Source organism: Ruegeria sp. J8 (assembly GCF_056531925.1).
Genome location: NZ_JBQFMR010000002.1, coordinates 169,960 through 185,006, shown reverse-complemented (window position 1 = coordinate 185,006; position 15,047 = coordinate 169,960). Strand labels below are relative to the sequence as shown.

Annotated in this window: 17 protein-coding genes and 1 tRNA gene; 7 read left to right on the top strand and 11 right to left on the bottom strand. The window is 59.2% G+C overall.

What is annotated here, in order from left to right:
- The first annotated feature begins 58 nt into the window (after window positions 1-58).
- Window positions 59-283 (top strand): hypothetical protein, encoded by a 225-nt coding sequence (locus ACR0L1_RS04410; RefSeq protein ID WP_170788738.1) that lies wholly within the window; start codon window positions 59-61, stop codon window positions 281-283.
- Here ACR0L1_RS04410 and ACR0L1_RS04405 read toward each other — a convergent pair.
- The 8 genes from ACR0L1_RS04405 to ACR0L1_RS04370 form a co-directional block, all read right to left on the bottom strand.
- Complete coding sequence (locus ACR0L1_RS04405; RefSeq protein WP_480502510.1) at window positions 280-1,359, bottom strand: 2'-deoxycytidine 5'-triphosphate deaminase; 1,080 nt, start codon at window positions 1,357-1,359, stop codon at window positions 280-282. The genes ACR0L1_RS04410 and ACR0L1_RS04405 overlap by 4 nt on opposite strands.
- A 61-nt stretch (window positions 1,360-1,420) precedes the next feature.
- Window positions 1,421-1,497 (bottom strand) — tRNA-Pro (locus tag ACR0L1_RS04400).
- A 60-nt stretch (window positions 1,498-1,557) separates the two neighbouring features.
- Window positions 1,558-2,124, bottom strand: coding sequence for a MerR family transcriptional regulator (locus ACR0L1_RS04395; RefSeq protein ID WP_480857366.1), 567 nt, complete (start codon window positions 2,122-2,124; stop codon window positions 1,558-1,560).
- Between the two features lie 18 nt (window positions 2,125-2,142).
- Window positions 2,143-2,445: an integration host factor subunit alpha gene (gene ihfA, locus ACR0L1_RS04390; RefSeq protein ID WP_120633007.1), complete on the bottom strand. Its 303-nt coding sequence runs from the start codon at window positions 2,443-2,445 to the stop codon at window positions 2,143-2,145.
- A gap of 96 nt (window positions 2,446-2,541) precedes the next feature.
- Complete coding sequence (locus ACR0L1_RS04385; RefSeq protein ID WP_170774494.1) at window positions 2,542-3,513, bottom strand: beta-ketoacyl-ACP synthase III; 972 nt, start codon at window positions 3,511-3,513, stop codon at window positions 2,542-2,544.
- A gap of 21 nt (window positions 3,514-3,534) precedes the next feature.
- Window positions 3,535-4,623: a phosphate acyltransferase PlsX gene (plsX, locus tag ACR0L1_RS04380; protein ID WP_170774492.1), complete on the bottom strand. Its 1,089-nt coding sequence runs from the start codon at window positions 4,621-4,623 to the stop codon at window positions 3,535-3,537.
- 24 nt (window positions 4,624-4,647) lie between these two features.
- Entirely contained in the window at window positions 4,648-4,854 is a 207-nt protein-coding gene (rpmF, locus tag ACR0L1_RS04375; protein ID WP_037316137.1) for a 50S ribosomal protein L32, read from the bottom strand.
- 206 nt (window positions 4,855-5,060) lie between these two features.
- Complete coding sequence (locus ACR0L1_RS04370) at window positions 5,061-5,597, bottom strand: YceD family protein (RefSeq protein WP_170788735.1); 537 nt, start codon at window positions 5,595-5,597, stop codon at window positions 5,061-5,063.
- Window positions 5,598-5,682: 85 nt separating this feature from the next.
- Between ACR0L1_RS04370 and ACR0L1_RS04365 the strand changes: the two genes are divergently transcribed.
- The 3 genes from ACR0L1_RS04365 to ACR0L1_RS04355 all read left to right on the top strand — a co-directional run bounded on the left by ACR0L1_RS04365 (window position 5,683) and on the right by ACR0L1_RS04355 (window position 8,874).
- Complete coding sequence (locus ACR0L1_RS04365; RefSeq protein ID WP_170774488.1) at window positions 5,683-6,159, top strand: outer membrane protein assembly factor BamE; 477 nt, start codon at window positions 5,683-5,685, stop codon at window positions 6,157-6,159.
- A gap of 102 nt (window positions 6,160-6,261) precedes the next feature.
- A complete protein-coding gene (locus ACR0L1_RS04360; RefSeq protein ID WP_480857363.1) occupies window positions 6,262-6,996 on the top strand; it encodes a GNAT family N-acetyltransferase in 735 nt (244 codons plus the stop codon).
- A gap of 69 nt (window positions 6,997-7,065) precedes the next feature.
- A complete protein-coding gene (locus ACR0L1_RS04355; RefSeq protein ID WP_480857361.1) occupies window positions 7,066-8,874 on the top strand; it encodes an ABC-F family ATP-binding cassette domain-containing protein in 1,809 nt (602 codons plus the stop codon).
- Here ACR0L1_RS04355 and ACR0L1_RS04350 read toward each other — a convergent pair.
- Both ACR0L1_RS04350 and ACR0L1_RS04345 read right to left on the bottom strand, forming a co-directional pair.
- Window positions 8,871-9,419, bottom strand: coding sequence for a sugar O-acetyltransferase (locus ACR0L1_RS04350; protein ID WP_480857359.1), 549 nt, complete (start codon window positions 9,417-9,419; stop codon window positions 8,871-8,873). The genes ACR0L1_RS04355 and ACR0L1_RS04350 overlap by 4 nt on opposite strands.
- Before the next feature lie 9 nt (window positions 9,420-9,428).
- Window positions 9,429-10,184 carry a 3-hydroxyacyl-CoA dehydrogenase gene (locus ACR0L1_RS04345; RefSeq protein ID WP_170788732.1) on the bottom strand — a complete coding sequence of 252 codons (756 nt, stop codon included), beginning with the start codon at window positions 10,182-10,184 and terminating at the stop codon, window positions 9,429-9,431.
- Window positions 10,185-10,390: 206 nt separating this feature from the next.
- On the opposite strand from ACR0L1_RS04345, the gene ACR0L1_RS04340 reads away from it, so the two are divergent.
- A complete protein-coding gene (locus ACR0L1_RS04340) occupies window positions 10,391-11,221 on the top strand; it encodes a hypothetical protein (RefSeq protein WP_480857356.1) in 831 nt (276 codons plus the stop codon).
- A gap of 69 nt (window positions 11,222-11,290) precedes the next feature.
- Here the strand turns inward: ACR0L1_RS04340 and tyrS are convergent, their stop codons facing one another.
- Window positions 11,291-12,535, bottom strand: a complete 1,245-nt coding sequence (tyrS, locus tag ACR0L1_RS04335) for a tyrosine--tRNA ligase (RefSeq protein WP_480857354.1) — start codon at window positions 12,533-12,535, stop codon at window positions 11,291-11,293.
- A gap of 181 nt (window positions 12,536-12,716) precedes the next feature.
- Between tyrS and ACR0L1_RS04330 the strand changes: the two genes are divergently transcribed.
- Together ACR0L1_RS04330 and ACR0L1_RS04325 are read left to right on the top strand one after the other, a co-directional pair.
- The gene (locus tag ACR0L1_RS04330) at window positions 12,717-13,850 is read left to right on the top strand and encodes an anhydro-N-acetylmuramic acid kinase (RefSeq protein ID WP_480857352.1); all 1,134 of its coding nucleotides are present in this window, start codon (window positions 12,717-12,719) and stop codon (window positions 13,848-13,850) included.
- Between the two features lie 197 nt (window positions 13,851-14,047).
- A complete protein-coding gene (locus tag ACR0L1_RS04325) occupies window positions 14,048-15,022 on the top strand; it encodes a leishmanolysin-related zinc metalloendopeptidase (RefSeq protein WP_480857351.1) in 975 nt (324 codons plus the stop codon).
- The last annotated feature ends 25 nt before the right edge of the window (window positions 15,023-15,047 follow it).

The window sequence follows — 15,047 nt, the reverse complement described above, 5'->3', positions numbered from 1 at the left end:
GGCCCTTTTGTTGCCAGACAGATCACCTATTTTGAGGTTCAGGAAACGGAGTTGAGCAATGAATGCCAATCGAATGATCGATATGATCGTGCGTCAGGTGATGCGCCGTCTGGTCAATAAAGGCGTGGACAAGGGCTTTGATATGGCCAGCCGTATGGGCGGCAAATCGGATCAGGGCGGTGATTCAGGCCAACAGAAACAAAGCAGCGGTCCACGCCCTTCTCAAAACATGAGGCAAGCGCAGAAGATGACCCGCCAGATGCGCCGCTTTATGAAGTTCTAGCCAACCGGCTTGAAGTGCTTGGACAGCTTCAACCCCTGTCCCTGATAGTTCGAGGCAATGCCCGCGCCATAGAGTTGCGTGGGCATCTCGGCCATTTTCTCATAGACCAAACGCCCGACGACCTGTCCATGTTCCAGCACAAAAGGGGCCTCGTGGCAGCGCACTTCCAGCACTCCGCGTGAACCCGCGCCTCCAGCGGCCGCGTGGCCGAAACCGGGATCGAAGAAGCCGGCGTAGTGCACCCGGAATTCACCAACCATAGCCAGATAAGGGGCCATTTCAGCGGCATACAAGGGCGGGATATGCACCGCCTCGCGGCTGACCAGAATATAGAACGCGCCGGGATCGAGGATGATGCGACCATCCGTGGTGCGTACCTCTTCCCAGTATTCCTGCGGGTCGTATTCGCCGATCCGGTCCAGATCGATCACACCCGTGTGTGGCTTGGCACGATAGCCCACCAGATCGGTATCGGGCAGTTGCAGATCAACCGAAAAGCCCAGCCCGTCCTGAATCACGGCCGGTCCATCCACCAATGGCGACTCGGCGTGCAGCGCGTTTAGTTCCGCATCGCTTAGCACCGCTTGGCCCTGACGGAACCGGATTTGGTTCAGACGCATTCCGGGCCGCACCAGGACCGAGAATGATCGCGGGCAAATTTCGGCATATAGAGGCCCGGTATAACCCGCAGGCACCCGGTCGAACTCGGTGCCGCCATCGGTGATGGTGCGGGTCAGCAAGTCCAGCCGCCCGGTCGAGCTTTTGGCATTGGCCACGGCGGTCACGCTGTCGGGCAGGGCGAGTGATTCCATCAGTGGCACCAGATAGACGCAACCCTTTTCCAGAACCGCACCGTCGCTAATGTCGATGCGGTGCATCTCGAACTCGGCCAGACGGTCGGCGACCGAGCGCCCTTCGCCTGCCAGAAATGAGGCGCGCACGCGGTAAGCCACTGTTCCCAAACGCAAGTCAAGGCTGGCCGGTTGTACCTGCGGGTCGATTATGGCGGGATCGGCGGTGATTTCACCGCGTGCAATCATGCCTTCGATCTGCTGGTTTGGGCATACACCTGTCATTCCGATCCCCCCTGATGCCAGAGCGGGATCTGGCCTGTCTGCCATAAACGTCGGTGTGATTTGGTCGGGCTAGCAGGACTCGAACCTGCGACCTTCCGTCCCCCAGACGGACGCGCTACCAGGCTGCGCCATAGCCCGACGTTGGAGTGTTCATAACGGTTTTCCCGGCAGGGGCAAGAGGAAAACATTGCCTTTTTCTTATCCCGCCGACCGATTCTCAATTCGGTTCAGAAGGGCGCGCAGGTCACGGGCAACAGGCGCGATCTGACGCAAAAGTTGGTCGTCAAATTCGGTCCGATTCCACGCTTGGGTGGCGATGCCGCCCAGCAACGGCGCCTCATCCAGCTTGTCTAAAACAGGCTGCGGCGGCGCGGGTGCTGCGGGCACCGGTGCCTCGGGCAAATCAAGCGAGATCTGCTCTTGGGGCGCGGGCTTTGTTGTAAAGGGAACGACCACGTTGTCGTCGGTTGCGGCGGGCTTGGCGTCATCCTCCAAACCCTGAGACAATGAGGCGACATAGGCCACGCCCTGTTCGCGCAAAATGCGCTGCACGCCTTTGATGGTGATCCCATCCTCGTGCAGCAGCTTTTTGATACCACCCAGCAAGCGCATGTCATTGGGGCGGTAATAGCGCCGCCCACCGGCGCGTTTGACCGGTTTGACCTGCGTGAAGCGGCTTTCCCAGAATCGCAGGACATGGGCCTGAACGCCCAGCCAGTCCGCTACTTCACTGATCGTGCGAAAGGCGTCTGGGGACTTGCTCATAGCGCTGCCGTCCTGATCCTATTTGCGGTTCCCTGCGGCGACGCGATCCTTCATCAGATGCGAAGGGCGGAAAGTCAGCACGCGGCGTGGCTGAATAGGAACCTCTTCCCCGGTTTTGGGGTTGCGGCCGATACGGGCAGTTTTGTCCCGAACGCTGAATGTTCCGAAAGACGAAATCTTGACTTGTTCGCCTCGCACGAGCGCGTCGGACATATGGTCCAGAACGCTTTCGACCAGCTGTGCGCTTTCATTGCGTGAAAGGCCAACCTCGCGAAAAACGGCCTCGCTCAGATCCATTCGGGTCAGTGTTTTGTCGCCCATGCCAATCCCCCTGTTGATGGTAGAGCATAGGGTCAGGGCAAATTCACTGTCAATATCAATGAATTGCAGGTCTGTGTGTAAGCCGTTTTGCGCCTGTTACCACCGAAGGAGGACTGATCCCCAGGCCAATCCACCCCCGATTGCCTCAGTAACAAGCAAATCACCCGGTTTGAACTGGCCGCGTTGCTTGGCCACGGACATGGCCAAGGGAATCGATGCCGCAGAGGTGTTGCCGTGATCCTGTAGGGTGACTACGACGTGATCCATGGGAACGCCCAATTTCTTGGCGGTGCCCTGAATGATGCGGATATTGGCTTGATGGGGGACAATCCAATCCACATCCTCGTGACCCAAACCCACTTTTTCCAAGCAAGTCTCGGCAGTTGAGGTCAAACGTTCAACCGCCTGGCGGAACAGCTGATTGCCCTTCATCCGCAGATAGCCCGTTGTTTGCGTCGACACGCCGCCGTCTACATACAACAAGTCTTTATAGCGACCGTCGGAATTCAGATCAGTGGCGAGAATACCGCGATCTTCGGCCGTGCCGTCACCTTCTTGTCGTTCAAGAATCAGCGCGCCCGCACCATCGCCAAAAAGCACGCAGGTGGACCGATCCGTCCAATCCATGATTCGCGAGAAGGTCTCGGCCCCGATTACCAGCACCCGCTTGGCCTGATCCGAAAGGATCAGTGCGTTGGCATTAGTCAGAGCGTAAACGAATCCCGCACAGACGGCCTGAACGTCAAAGGCAAAGCCTTTGGTCATACCCAACCGCGATTGTACCATGGTAGCCGCTGAAGGGAAGGTCAGGTCCGCCGTCGATGTGGCCAGAACGATGGCGTCGATGTCGTCGGCCGTCAGTCCAGCATCGGCAAGCGCTGCTTCGGCTGCCTTTGTGGCCATGTCGGATGTGGTCTCGCCCTCGGCTGCGAAATGGCGGCGTTCGATGCCGGACCGCGTCTTGATCCACTCATCGGACGTATCAAGCGACTTTTCGAACTCGGAATTCGGCACAATTCGCTCTGGCAAATAATGTCCGACACCTACAACAACTGAACGGCCTGCCATGTTGGGGTACTGCCTTTTTTGTTATTCGCCCGCCTTGGACGGAGCTTGGGCGGCATCTTGTGCAAGCTCGACTGTCGATGCAACCCGTGCCGCCAATTTTTCAGAGAACCCGGACTGTGCCAAGGTAAAGGCCAGTTTCACGGCGGCCGAAACTCCGGTGGCATCTGCGCCGCCATGAGATTTCACCACAGTCCCATTGAGGCCCAGGAAAACCCCGCCATTTACACGGCGTGGGTCGATACGTTTCTTCAACCGGTTCAGTGAGGTGATGGCCAGAACCGACGCCAGCCGAGACAGGGGCGAGTATTTGAACGCCTCACGCAGAAGGTCCCCGATCAGGCTGGCCGTGCCTTCGCCGGTCTTGATCGCGACATTGCCGGTAAACCCATCGGTTACAATGACATCTGCCTTGTCACCGGGGATATCACTGCCTTCGACAAAGCCCACGAAATCAAAGCTCGCCTGATCCGCAAAGTCCGTGATCATGGCATGCGCTTCTTTCAATTCAGCGCGCCCCTTGTGTTCTTCGGTGCCTACGTTCAGCAAGCCGATCCGGGGGCGTTCCAGCGCCATGCCGTTGCGCGCGTACGAGGCGCCCATCAGCGCGTATTGCAGCAGATCCTTCGCGTCGGCGCGTACATCGGCGCCCACATCCAACATCACGTTGAACCCCTGCGGGTTGCGCGATGGCCACAGAATCGCGATGGCCGGGCGGTTTACACCCGGCAATTTACGCAGCCGCATCATCGACAGCGCCATCAACGCGCCAGTATTGCCGCAGGACACCGCACCATGGGCTTCGCCCTGGCGCACCGATTCCAGTGTCGACCACATTGAGGTCTGCTTGCCGTGGCGTACAACCTGGCTGGGCTTGTCCTCCATCGTGACCACGTCGGTGCAATCACGAAAAACGACGCGCCCATTCAGGACACGCCGTTTCGCAACAAGTTTGCGCAACTCAGCCTCAGGCCCGTGCAGGATAAACGCGATGTCGGGGTTCTTGTCCGCCGATTTGGCGATCCCCGCCACAACTGCGGCGGGACCCGAATCTCCGCCCATAGCGTCAACCGAGATGGTGATCCGTCCGGTTTGCGTGGGCTGTTCCGTCATGCCTTGGCCTGCGCTTTGAAAGGCTTAGGCCGCGTCTTCGTCCAGGTCGATTTCGTCGGCCTGAGCGACGACTTCACGGTCATCATAGTGGCCGCAGGACGCACATACGTGGTGCGGGCGCTTCAGCTCGCCGCAGTTTGCGCATTCGTTCGGGTTTGCAGCAACCAGAGCGTCGTGTGCGCGGCGGTTGTTGCGACGCGACTTGGAAACTTTGTTCTGTTGGACGGCCATGGTCTCAACCTTTGTCTACTGAGGGTCCGCAGATTCGCTGCCGACCGGGTTTCATTCTTCGTTTTTTACGTGGTTTGACGCGCGTTTAGGGGACGAGCCCCGCAATGTCCAACCCAAATTCCGATGAGCGCGCGAAAATACTGCGATTCTCGACATGTTCAAGCGATTTTTCTGAGGGCGTGCTATGACAGGAAATCAGACCCGTGTCACTCGTCTTTTTTCAGTGCATCGCGCAGGCTGGCAAGTCCGGCAAAGGGTTTTGCATCTTCATCTGTCATCGCCTGTTTGCCCGGCTCTGTATAGTCGGCCTGTTCCAGTTCCGCACCATCTTTGCGCGGGTATTGGGGCAGGGACAGCGACAGCGCCTCGATCATTACAATGGCTGGGTCGATCTCGGACCCCAAGGGCTCCGACTCGTCGCCTTCTGGGATTTCGAACTCTTCCTCATCGGGGTCGGTCCAATCGGCCAGAAATACCCGCGTGACGGGCACGTCGATCCGGGTCGTCACCGGCTCTAGCGTGACGACGCAGGGCTGGATCACTGTTGCGCCCAGCTTACCTGCGAGTGCCCAGTCGCGTTTTCCTTGCGCGCGGACGTCTCCGACAAAGCTGAGCTTTCGCAGACCCAGCAGGCCCAGGTCATCGCGGATCGCCTCAAGCGCTTTGGTGTCGGGGCGCAGATCGAACGAGGTTGGCGCGTTTTGCGGCAGGTCGGCCACCCGCAGAGATGTCTGGTTGCTCATTCGTTACCCTTTCCTGTGTTGAACCGGGGCTGCGGTTTGATGTAAGCGGATAGGGTCCGCAAGGGACCAAGGCAAGAGGGTGTGCATGTTAAAGGTTGTGAACAGGTTGAAACCGGCGTCCAGAACGCTAGTGCTTGCAGCCTGTGTGGCAGGTATTAGCGCGTGCTCACCTGTGTTCGAGAATCACGGGTACATCCCGCCCCCCGAAGACCTGGCCGAGATTCAGGTGGGCGTGGACACACGCGAAAGCGTCCTCGACTCGGTCGGTGCGCCGTCCTCGTCCGGCGTAGTGCGGGATTCTGGGTTCTACTATGTGCGGTCTCGGGTGCGTCACTACGGTCCGAAACGACCCGAAGTGGTCGAGCGTGAGCTTGTCGCCATCAGCTTTGATCAGGGTGGTGTGGTGCGGAACATCGAACGGTTCGGCCTTGAAGACGGGATCGTGGTCCCTCTGGAGCGGCGGGTAACCGAATCGAGCATTCAGAACCGCGGATTCCTGCGCCAGCTGTTCGGCAATATCGGCAACTTCAACCCGGCCAATATTCCGGGCGCGACCAACTAATCAGCCTTCGCCTCTTGTCCGCGTCACAGGATGGTCACACATAATGTGATAGGCACCGAGACGGGATGAAACGGGTCGGTGATCGCCGAATAGAGGACGACCATGGCTTTACTGCTTGGCAAAGGCCGGTATCGCGCCCGGTTGGCATTGACTGGGGCGGACATCGTGGCGGCACAGAAGTTGCGCACTCTGGCCTTTGGAAGGGATCAGACGGATCGGGATGATTTTGATCGCCTCTGTGCGCATGTTCTTGTCGAAGATATGCGTTCCAGTGGCGAACTCGTCTGCTGTTTCCGCATGTTGACGATGGAGCGTGGGGACGAAATCGGCCTCAGCTATTCAGCGCAATTTTACGATCTGTCCGCTTTGGAGGAATTTCAGGGGCGCATGGTCGAGATGGGGCGGTTCTGCATTCATCCCGACTGGACCGATCCTGACATACTGCGCGTCGCATGGGGCGCGATGACGGCTTATGTGGATCAGAACAACGTTGAGATGCTGTTTGGCTGTTCGTCCTTTGCCGGGACAGAAACGGCCGAGTATCTGGATGCTTTTGCAATGCTAAAACACCGTCATCTGGCGCCCAAGCGCTGGTTGCCACGGGTCAAGGCACCGGATGTCTTTCGTTTTGCCGCACGGTTGCGGCGTCGGCCCGACGTCAAAAAAGCGATGTTGCGGATGCCGCCCTTGCTGCGCACCTATCTGTTGATGGGCGGCTGGGTCAGTGATCATGCAGTGGTCGATCGGCATATGAACACGCTGCACGTGTTTACCGGGCTCGAGATCGGGGCGATTCCGCCAGCCCGGAAACGTCTGTTGCGGGTGGTGGCTGGGTAGATTCCGTATTTTTGACGAGAACAAGGGCTGGGCGTTGACGCGCCGACCCTGCCGGTTTAGCTGGCGGGCATGGCGAGAATTCCTTTGTTGCAGATGTCCGGCATTTCCCTGACCTTCGGGGGCGATCCGGTGTTTTCCGAGCTTGATCTGGTGGTTCAACCCGGCGACCGCGTGGCGCTGGTGGGGCGCAACGGGTCCGGCAAATCGACCCTGATGAAAGTGATGGCCGGACTGGTTGAGGCCGATCAGGGCGACATCGTGGTGCCTCCGGGCAAGTCGGTCGGTTATATGGAGCAAGACCCGGGCATGGAGGGCTTTGCCACACTGGGCGACTATGCCTCCAGCGGGCTAGAGCCGGGCGAACTGTATAAAGTCGAGCGCGCAGGCGAGGGGCTGAAGTTCGATCCGGCGCGCCTGGTCGAAACGGCCTCGGGCGGGGAGCGTCGCCGCGCGGCATTGGCAAAACTGATGGCCGAAGCGCCAGACCTGATGCTGCTGGACGAACCGACCAACCATCTGGACATCGAAGCGATTGCCTGGCTGGAACGTGAGCTGGGCTCGACCCGCGCGGCTTATGTCCTGATCTCGCACGACCGCGCTTTTCTGCGCGCTTTGACCCGTGCGACCCTTTGGATCGACCGGGGTGCGGTGCGGCGGCAGGAACAGGGGTTTGATGCGTTCGAGGCATGGCGCGACAAGACCTGGGAAGAAGAGGATCAGCAGCGCCACAAGCTGAACCGCTTGATCAAATCCGAGGCGAAATGGGCCGTTGAAGGCATCAGCGCCCGCCGCAAACGCAATCAGGGCCGAGTGCGCGCCTTGCAGGCGTTGCGGGCTGAGAAGGCAGCGCAGATCAAACGTCAGGGCTCGGCGGCGATGACGTTGGAGGCAGGGCCTAAATCGGGGCGCAAGGTGATCGAAGCCAAAGGGTTGGCCAAGGCTTTTGATTCAATACCCATTGTGCGGAATTTTGATCTGCTGGTGCAGCGCGGTGATCGTGTGGCCTTTGTTGGCCCCAACGGTGTGGGCAAGACGACGCTACTGAAAATGCTGCTAGGTCAGGAAACCCCGGATGAGGGCGCAGTCACGCTGGGCACCAATCTTGAGGTTGCGGTCTTCGACCAGACCCGTGCCCAGTTAGACCCCGAGATGACCCTGTGGGACAGCCTGACCGGCGATCCCGAAATGCGGGTTTCGGGCAAGGCCGATCAAGTCATGGTGGGCGGACAGCCCAAACATGTGGTCGGCTACCTCAAGGAATTCCTGTTCGATGAACGGCAGGCGCGGGCTGCGGTCAAATCCCTCTCGGGCGGTGAGAAAGCGCGGCTGTTGTTGGCCAAGTTGATGGCCAAGACGTCCAACTTGCTGGTGCTGGACGAACCGACCAACGATCTGGACGTGGAAACGCTGGACCTGCTGCAAGAGCTGTTGGACGATTATGACGGCACCGTTCTGCTGGTTAGCCACGACCGCGATTTTCTGGACCGTGTCGCTACTACGACCATCGCGATGGAAGGCAATGGCCGCGCCACTGTCTATGCGGGTGGTTGGTCGGATTACATAGCTCAGCGCGGCGATCTCCTGCCTAAGAAGGAAGAGAAATCAAAACCTTCCAAGCCGAAGGTCAAGCAAGAGGCGCAGCCGAAGGCGGGTCTGTCCTTCTCGGAAAAACATCGCCTTGAAAAACTGCCTGCCGAGATGGAACGGCTTGAGGCCGAGATCGGCAAGCTGGAAGAGCTGATGTCCGACCCCGAGCTGTTCACCCGCGAGCCGGTTAAGTTCCAGAAAGCGACCGAGGCTTTGGTCGAGCGGCAGGAAAAACTCGCCGCTGCCGAAGAGGAATGGCTGATGCTAGAGGAAAAAGCTGAGGGCGCTTAGGCTGGCAGCACGCGGGCTGGGTTTCCAACCACGGTCTGCCCGGCGACGACATCCTTTGTGACCACGCTGCCCGCGCCGATGGTGGCATTGTCGCCGATGGTGATACCGGGCAACAGGATTGCTCCGCCTCCGATCCAGACATGTTTGCCGATTGTGACAGGCAAACCAACCTCTAGCCCCTGCGCGCGGTCTGCCGGATCTTTGGCATGTTGGGCGCAATAAATCTGCACATGGGGCCCGAACATCGTATCGTCGCCGATCCGGACCGGGGCCGTATCCAGAACGATGCAACCGGCGTTGAAATAAACTCTGTCACCCAGATGAATGTTCATCCCATAGGCACAGTGAAACGGTGCTTCTAGCAAACAGTCCGCGCCCACATGACCCAAGAGGGCGCGTAGTTCCGGCCCCATGTCGGTGCGCCGGTCCGGTGAACTGGTGTTGTGCGCATGAACGGCGCGTCTGGCTTGATCGCGCAAGGCGTTCAGTTCCGGGTCCAGACAACAATACCACTGCCCGGACTCCATTTTCTCGCGCTCGTTCATGGCGCAGGTTTACCGCATTCTGAGCGCACCGTCGATGCGGATGACCTCTCCGTTCAGATAGCCCATTTCCACGATGAACCCGGCCAGCCTCCCATATTCGTGCGGGTCGCCAAGGCGAGCAGGGTTAGGCACATCGGCGGCCAGCTGCTGTTGCACCTCTTCCGGTAGTCCGGCCAGCATGGGCGTCATGAATATGCCCGGTGCAATCGCCATCACGCGGATACCGGTCGAGGCCAGGTCGCGCGCCATGGGCAGGGTCATTCCCACGATCCCTCCTTTTGAGGCCGCATAGGCCGTCTGCCCCTTTTGCCCGTCGAACGCTGCGATAGAGGCCGTGTTGATGATCACGCCGCGTGCACCGTCCGGTTCTGGGTCATTCTTGGCCATCTCAGCCGCCGCAAGGCGCGAGACGTTGAAGGAGCCGACCAGATTGATGTCGATGGTGCGCTGAAACGCCTCCAGGGGATGCGGGCCGTCGCGTCCAACGGTCTTGATGCCCAAGGCGATGCCTGCGCAATTCACAGCAGCCGTGACACGCCCCATCTTACTTGTCGCAAATGCAACGGCCTCGGTCACCGATGCCTCGTTGGTCACATCGGTCTGGACAAAGTGACCACCGATTTCGTTGGCGACATTTGGGCCCCGGTCGGCATCGCGGTCCAGAATCGTGACCTGCGCGCCCTGATCAGCGAAGTGGCGCGCGGTCGCCTCGCCCAGACCCGACGCTCCGCCGGTGATGAGTGCGGCTGTGTTGGACAGGTGCATTGCGGGCTCCTTTTCAATATATGAACACCTGTTCAATAACCTGTCGCACCCCTGTCTGTCCAGTGATCGGTTGCAGGGAAGGGGCTGTGCCACGAGCAAGTATGAAGGCGTCTTCATGTTTGGCTCATGTGGGGATCACGTCCAATCGCCACCTCGTGACCGAAGAAACTTTGCAATTCGCGTGTTTGGTGAATGGAGGTGCTGTGATGCGAAATGTTTTGAAAGGTGCGGCCGGAGGGCTTTTAGTTGTCCCCTTGGCGAGTGTGATGTTTGTGGGTGAAGCCTCGGCCGCGCCTGAAGTGTGCAATTGGAAAACCGCGCGCGATGTGACCAAAAGCGGGGATTACGCGGCCTTGTGCGACTGTGCGCAGGTGACGCCCAGCTTTTTGGAGCGGTTGCAAAAACAGAGTGATTTTCTGACCACTTTGCAGGTAACGGGCGAACAATGTCCGGGGCTTGCAGGTTTGCTAACAGATGTGCCGACTGCCTCGATCGGATCCAACGCTCCGCTTGGGGAAGATCGTGACAACGAGCAGTCGGCCGATGCAGGGCCGGGTGTCGGCGGTCCGGGCGGTGGCGGAAACTCTGGCGATGGGCCGGGTGACGGTGGCGGCGGCGATGGGCCCGGTGATGGTGGCCCCGGTGACGGGCCTGGTGACGGCGGAGATGGGCCGGGTGATGGCGGTGGCGGCGACGAACCAGGTGATGGTGGCGGTGGCCCCGGCAATGGTGGTGGACCCGGCAATGGCGGCGGTGGTAACGGCGGAAATAATGGCGGTGGCAACGGCGGCGGCAATGGCAACGGCGGAAACAATGGCGGTGGCAACGGTGGCGGAAACGGCAACGGTGGGAACAATGGCGGCCCCGGAAACGGGAACGGCAATGGTGGCAACCCCGGTAACGGCGGTGGCAACAATGGCGGCTCCGGTCCCGGCACCGGTAATGGCGGCGGCAATAACGGTCAGGGCGGCGGCTCGGGCAACGGTGGCGGCGGAAACGGTAACGGCGGAAACAATGGCAACCGTGGGAACCGCTGAGACAGGCCAAACCTGAAACGACGACGGCCACCCATTTGGGTGGCCGTTTTTCTTAGCGTAGAACTGAGCTTAGCCCAGTTGCACCAGCGCGTGGCGCTTTTTACCCGCGCTCAGTTTGATCGGAGACGACAGCGCACCGGCGTCGATCATCAACCCTGCGTCAGTCAGCAGCGCGTCATCCAGTTTGGCTCCGTTTTCGGCGATCAGGCGCTTGGCCTCTTTGCCGGTTTTGGCCAGGCCTGATTTCACGATCAACTGCACGATCGAAGTAGGTAGATCATCTGCGCGCAGCGTCAGCGTTGGAAGATCATCGCCCACGCCGCCTTTTTCAAACACTTCGCGGGCGGTCGCCGCGGCGGTTGCGGCGGCATCGGCCCCGTGCAGCAGAGTAGTGACTTCGTTGGCGAGGCGGATTTTGGCCTCGTTGATCTCAGATCCTTGCAACGCGGCCAGACGGTCGCATTCATCCACCGGAAGTTCGGTGAAGATCTTCAGGAACCGGCCAACATCCGCATCGGTGGTGTTGCGCCAGAACTGCCAGAACTCATAGGCTGACAGCATGTCGCCGTTCAACCAAACCGCACCGCCCTGCGACTTGCCCATCTTGCGGCCGTCGCTGGTGGTCAGCAGCGGTGTGGTCAGGCCGTATATCTCGTGATCCAATACGCGGCGGGTCAGGTCGATACCGTTGACGATGTTGCCCCATTGGTCTGAACCTCCCATCTGCAGAACGCAGCTATAGCGGCGGTTCAGCTCAAGGAAGTCATAGGCCTGCAGGATCATGTAGTTGAATTCGAGAAAGCTCAGCGATTGTTCGCGGTCCAGCCGCGATTTTACGGACTCGAACGACAGCATCCGATTGACCGAGAAGTGCCGCCCGATATCGCGCAGGAAATGGAGGTAGTTCAGGCTGTCCAGCCATTCCGCATTGTTCAGCATCAGCGCGCCGGTCTCGCTGTCATCATACGACAGGTACTTGGCGAACACCTTTTGCATCCCGGCGATGTTGGCGTCGATCTGTTCGGGGCCCAGCAGGGGGCGTTCATCCGACCGGAACGAGGGGTCGCCCACCTTGGTCGTACCGCCGCCCATCAGAGTGATCGGCTTGTGGCCGGTCTTTTGCAGCCAGCGCAGCACCATGATGTTCATCAGGTGGCCCACATGCAGCGACTGCGCCGTTGCGTCATAGCCGATATAGGCTGTTTGCACCCCGCTGATCAGCGCCTCGTCAAGGCCCTGATAATCGGTGCAGTCGGCGAGAAAGCCGCGCTCGATCATCGTGGCGATGAAATCCGATTTGGGGTGGTAGGTCATATCCGTGCCCTTTGGGTTTATGTTGCGGGGCAGTGTATAGGCGGTGGGGGTGGCAAGGAAAAGGCACCTTTTGCACGAAAAGCGGAGGCCACGCCCGATGTGGCTTGCACTGTCTTCGCGTTACCGTGCAGGTTGAGGCCAACGCGCCGGATCAACGGGCGTGAGGAACGCGAGGGCAAACATGGGTCGGGCGATCAGCAAAACGGGCGCAGTTAAGGCATTGGGCGCCATGTCGGGCACGTCTTTGGATGGTGTTGATACGGCTGTGGTCGAAACCGATGGTGTGCGCATTCTGGGCTTTGGTCCCAGCGGATACCGGGCCTATTCAGATGCCGAGCGTGCGGTTCTGCGGGCCGCGCTGGGCCAGTGGCACGGGCCCGAGGTCGATGCCGCCGCCGAGTTGGTCACGGTTGCCCATGCCGAGGCGCTGTCCGAGTTCGATGAAATCGACTTGATCGGTTTTCACGGTCAGACCTTGGCGCATGAGCCGCGCGGGCGGGGGACGTTGCAGGTGGGCGATGGAGACGGTCTGACACAGGCGCTGGGTGTTCCGGTCGTGTGGGATTTCCGCAGCGACGATGTAGCGATGGGGGGCGAGGGTGCTCCGCTGGCGCCGTTCTTCCATTTTGCCTGCGCCAAGTGGATCGGCGCGACCGAACCCTTGTGCTTCCTGAACTTGGGCGGGGTGGGGAACCTGACCTATGTGGACCCCAGCTTTGACGGCCCTGAGGCCCCTGGCGCGCTGCTGGCGTTCGACACGGGCCCGGCAAACGCGCCCGTGGATGACCTGATGCAGGCGCGGCTGGGTCTGCCGATGGACAGGGACGGCGCGCTGGCCCGCCAAGGGTCGGTTGAGGCAGGTGCGTTGGAGCTGTTCCTGTCCGAGCCGTTCTTCAACAAGATGCCCCCCAAATCGCTGGACCGGAACGACTTTGCCGAGATGATCCGTCTGGTGCAGGAACTCTCGGACGCCGATGCCGTGGCGACCCTGACGGGTATGTGCGCCGCAGGCGTGATGCAGGGGATGGAGCATTGCCCCAAACCCCCCGCGCGTGTGCTGGTGACGGGTGGAGGCCGCCACAACACGGTTCTGATGGATATGCTGCGCGCTGGTCTTGATTGCGCGGTCGAGCCGGTCGAAGCCGTAGGTCTGGACGGAGATATGCTAGAAGCCCAAGCCTTCGCCTACCTCGCCGTCCGCGTGGCGCGGGGCCTGCCGACCTCATGCCCCGGAACCACAGGAGTCAGCGCGCTTGTGGGAGGAGGTGTGGTGAGTAGTGTCGAGCGTATTGAAGACTCGATTAAGCGTTTTTAGGTCACTCTATGTGCCACACCAATAGCTTTTATTTAGTGTGCTTTAGGCAAACAAAGCCTAGCTTTACTGGGCTATTGTAGCGAAATGAGCGCGCAAAATTCGCGTCAAGTCACATTTTTGTCATTTTCTTTTGTTTGGATTAGATCCTCGAAAATAAACTGGGTGGTAGTATTCGACTAGGCTCGAGGGAGAAGGGTATGCCATCTGAAAACAGTGGAAATTTTCTTGACTACGTGAAGTCATCAGGCGCGGGAGCTTCGCGTCTACATGAATCCGAAAATAGCAAACAATCCATTGGAACTTTGAGCGGTGATCTGCTTATGATCAATGAGTCAGCGGCAGCCAGGGGCAGCAAAGGGCCACCAGCAGGCATAGGCGGCGGGGGTGAAACCGAAACAGAGGTTGTCACGGACACGTACATCACCGGTCAAGGCGACGGAATCGACGACAGCCTTCAATACAATATTGAAGTCCGGTTTGTAGGTGACTGGCCTGAAGATCTGAAGTCAGTGTTCATTGCGTCCGCAGACTATTTGGCTTCGCTTGTTGATGGCGATATCGAAGACGCTGTCGATGGAGAAGGGAACCTCTACGACGACCTCGTCATCATGGCGGATTTGGATGCCATAGACGGAGAAGGCGGCGTGCTGGGGCAGGCGGGTCCGACCGCAATACGCTCTGATACTGGTTTGCCAGCTTTGGGAGAAATGACGTTCGATGAAGCGGACGCTCTGGCGTATCATGATGCTGGGCAATTCGATGATATTGTTCTGCATGAAATGATGCATGTCATGGGTCTTGGTACGCTTTGGGATTACTACGGTCTGGTATCGACTGTGGTGGACGACAATGGCACCAGACGGCCGACTGATGACATAGTGACCAGCGTTTATACCGGTGATGCAGCGAACTCAGCATATGTCGGCTACTTCACTGAAGACGATTTCTTGTTTGTAGAGACTGACGGTGGGTCGGGCACAGCCGGAGGACACTGGGACGAAGAAGAGTATCAGGATGAGCTGATGACCGGGTATATCGGGTATGTGGCAGATGATGGCTCGTATGATGCCACCAACTATTTGTCAGATTGGTCAGTCGCGTCCCTAGAGGATCTTGGTTATGTCCTTGCGGAAGGTGCGGCTGGCATCGAAAACGAAATCGCACTGGCATAATATTCTGGTCATAAGCTGCTTGATG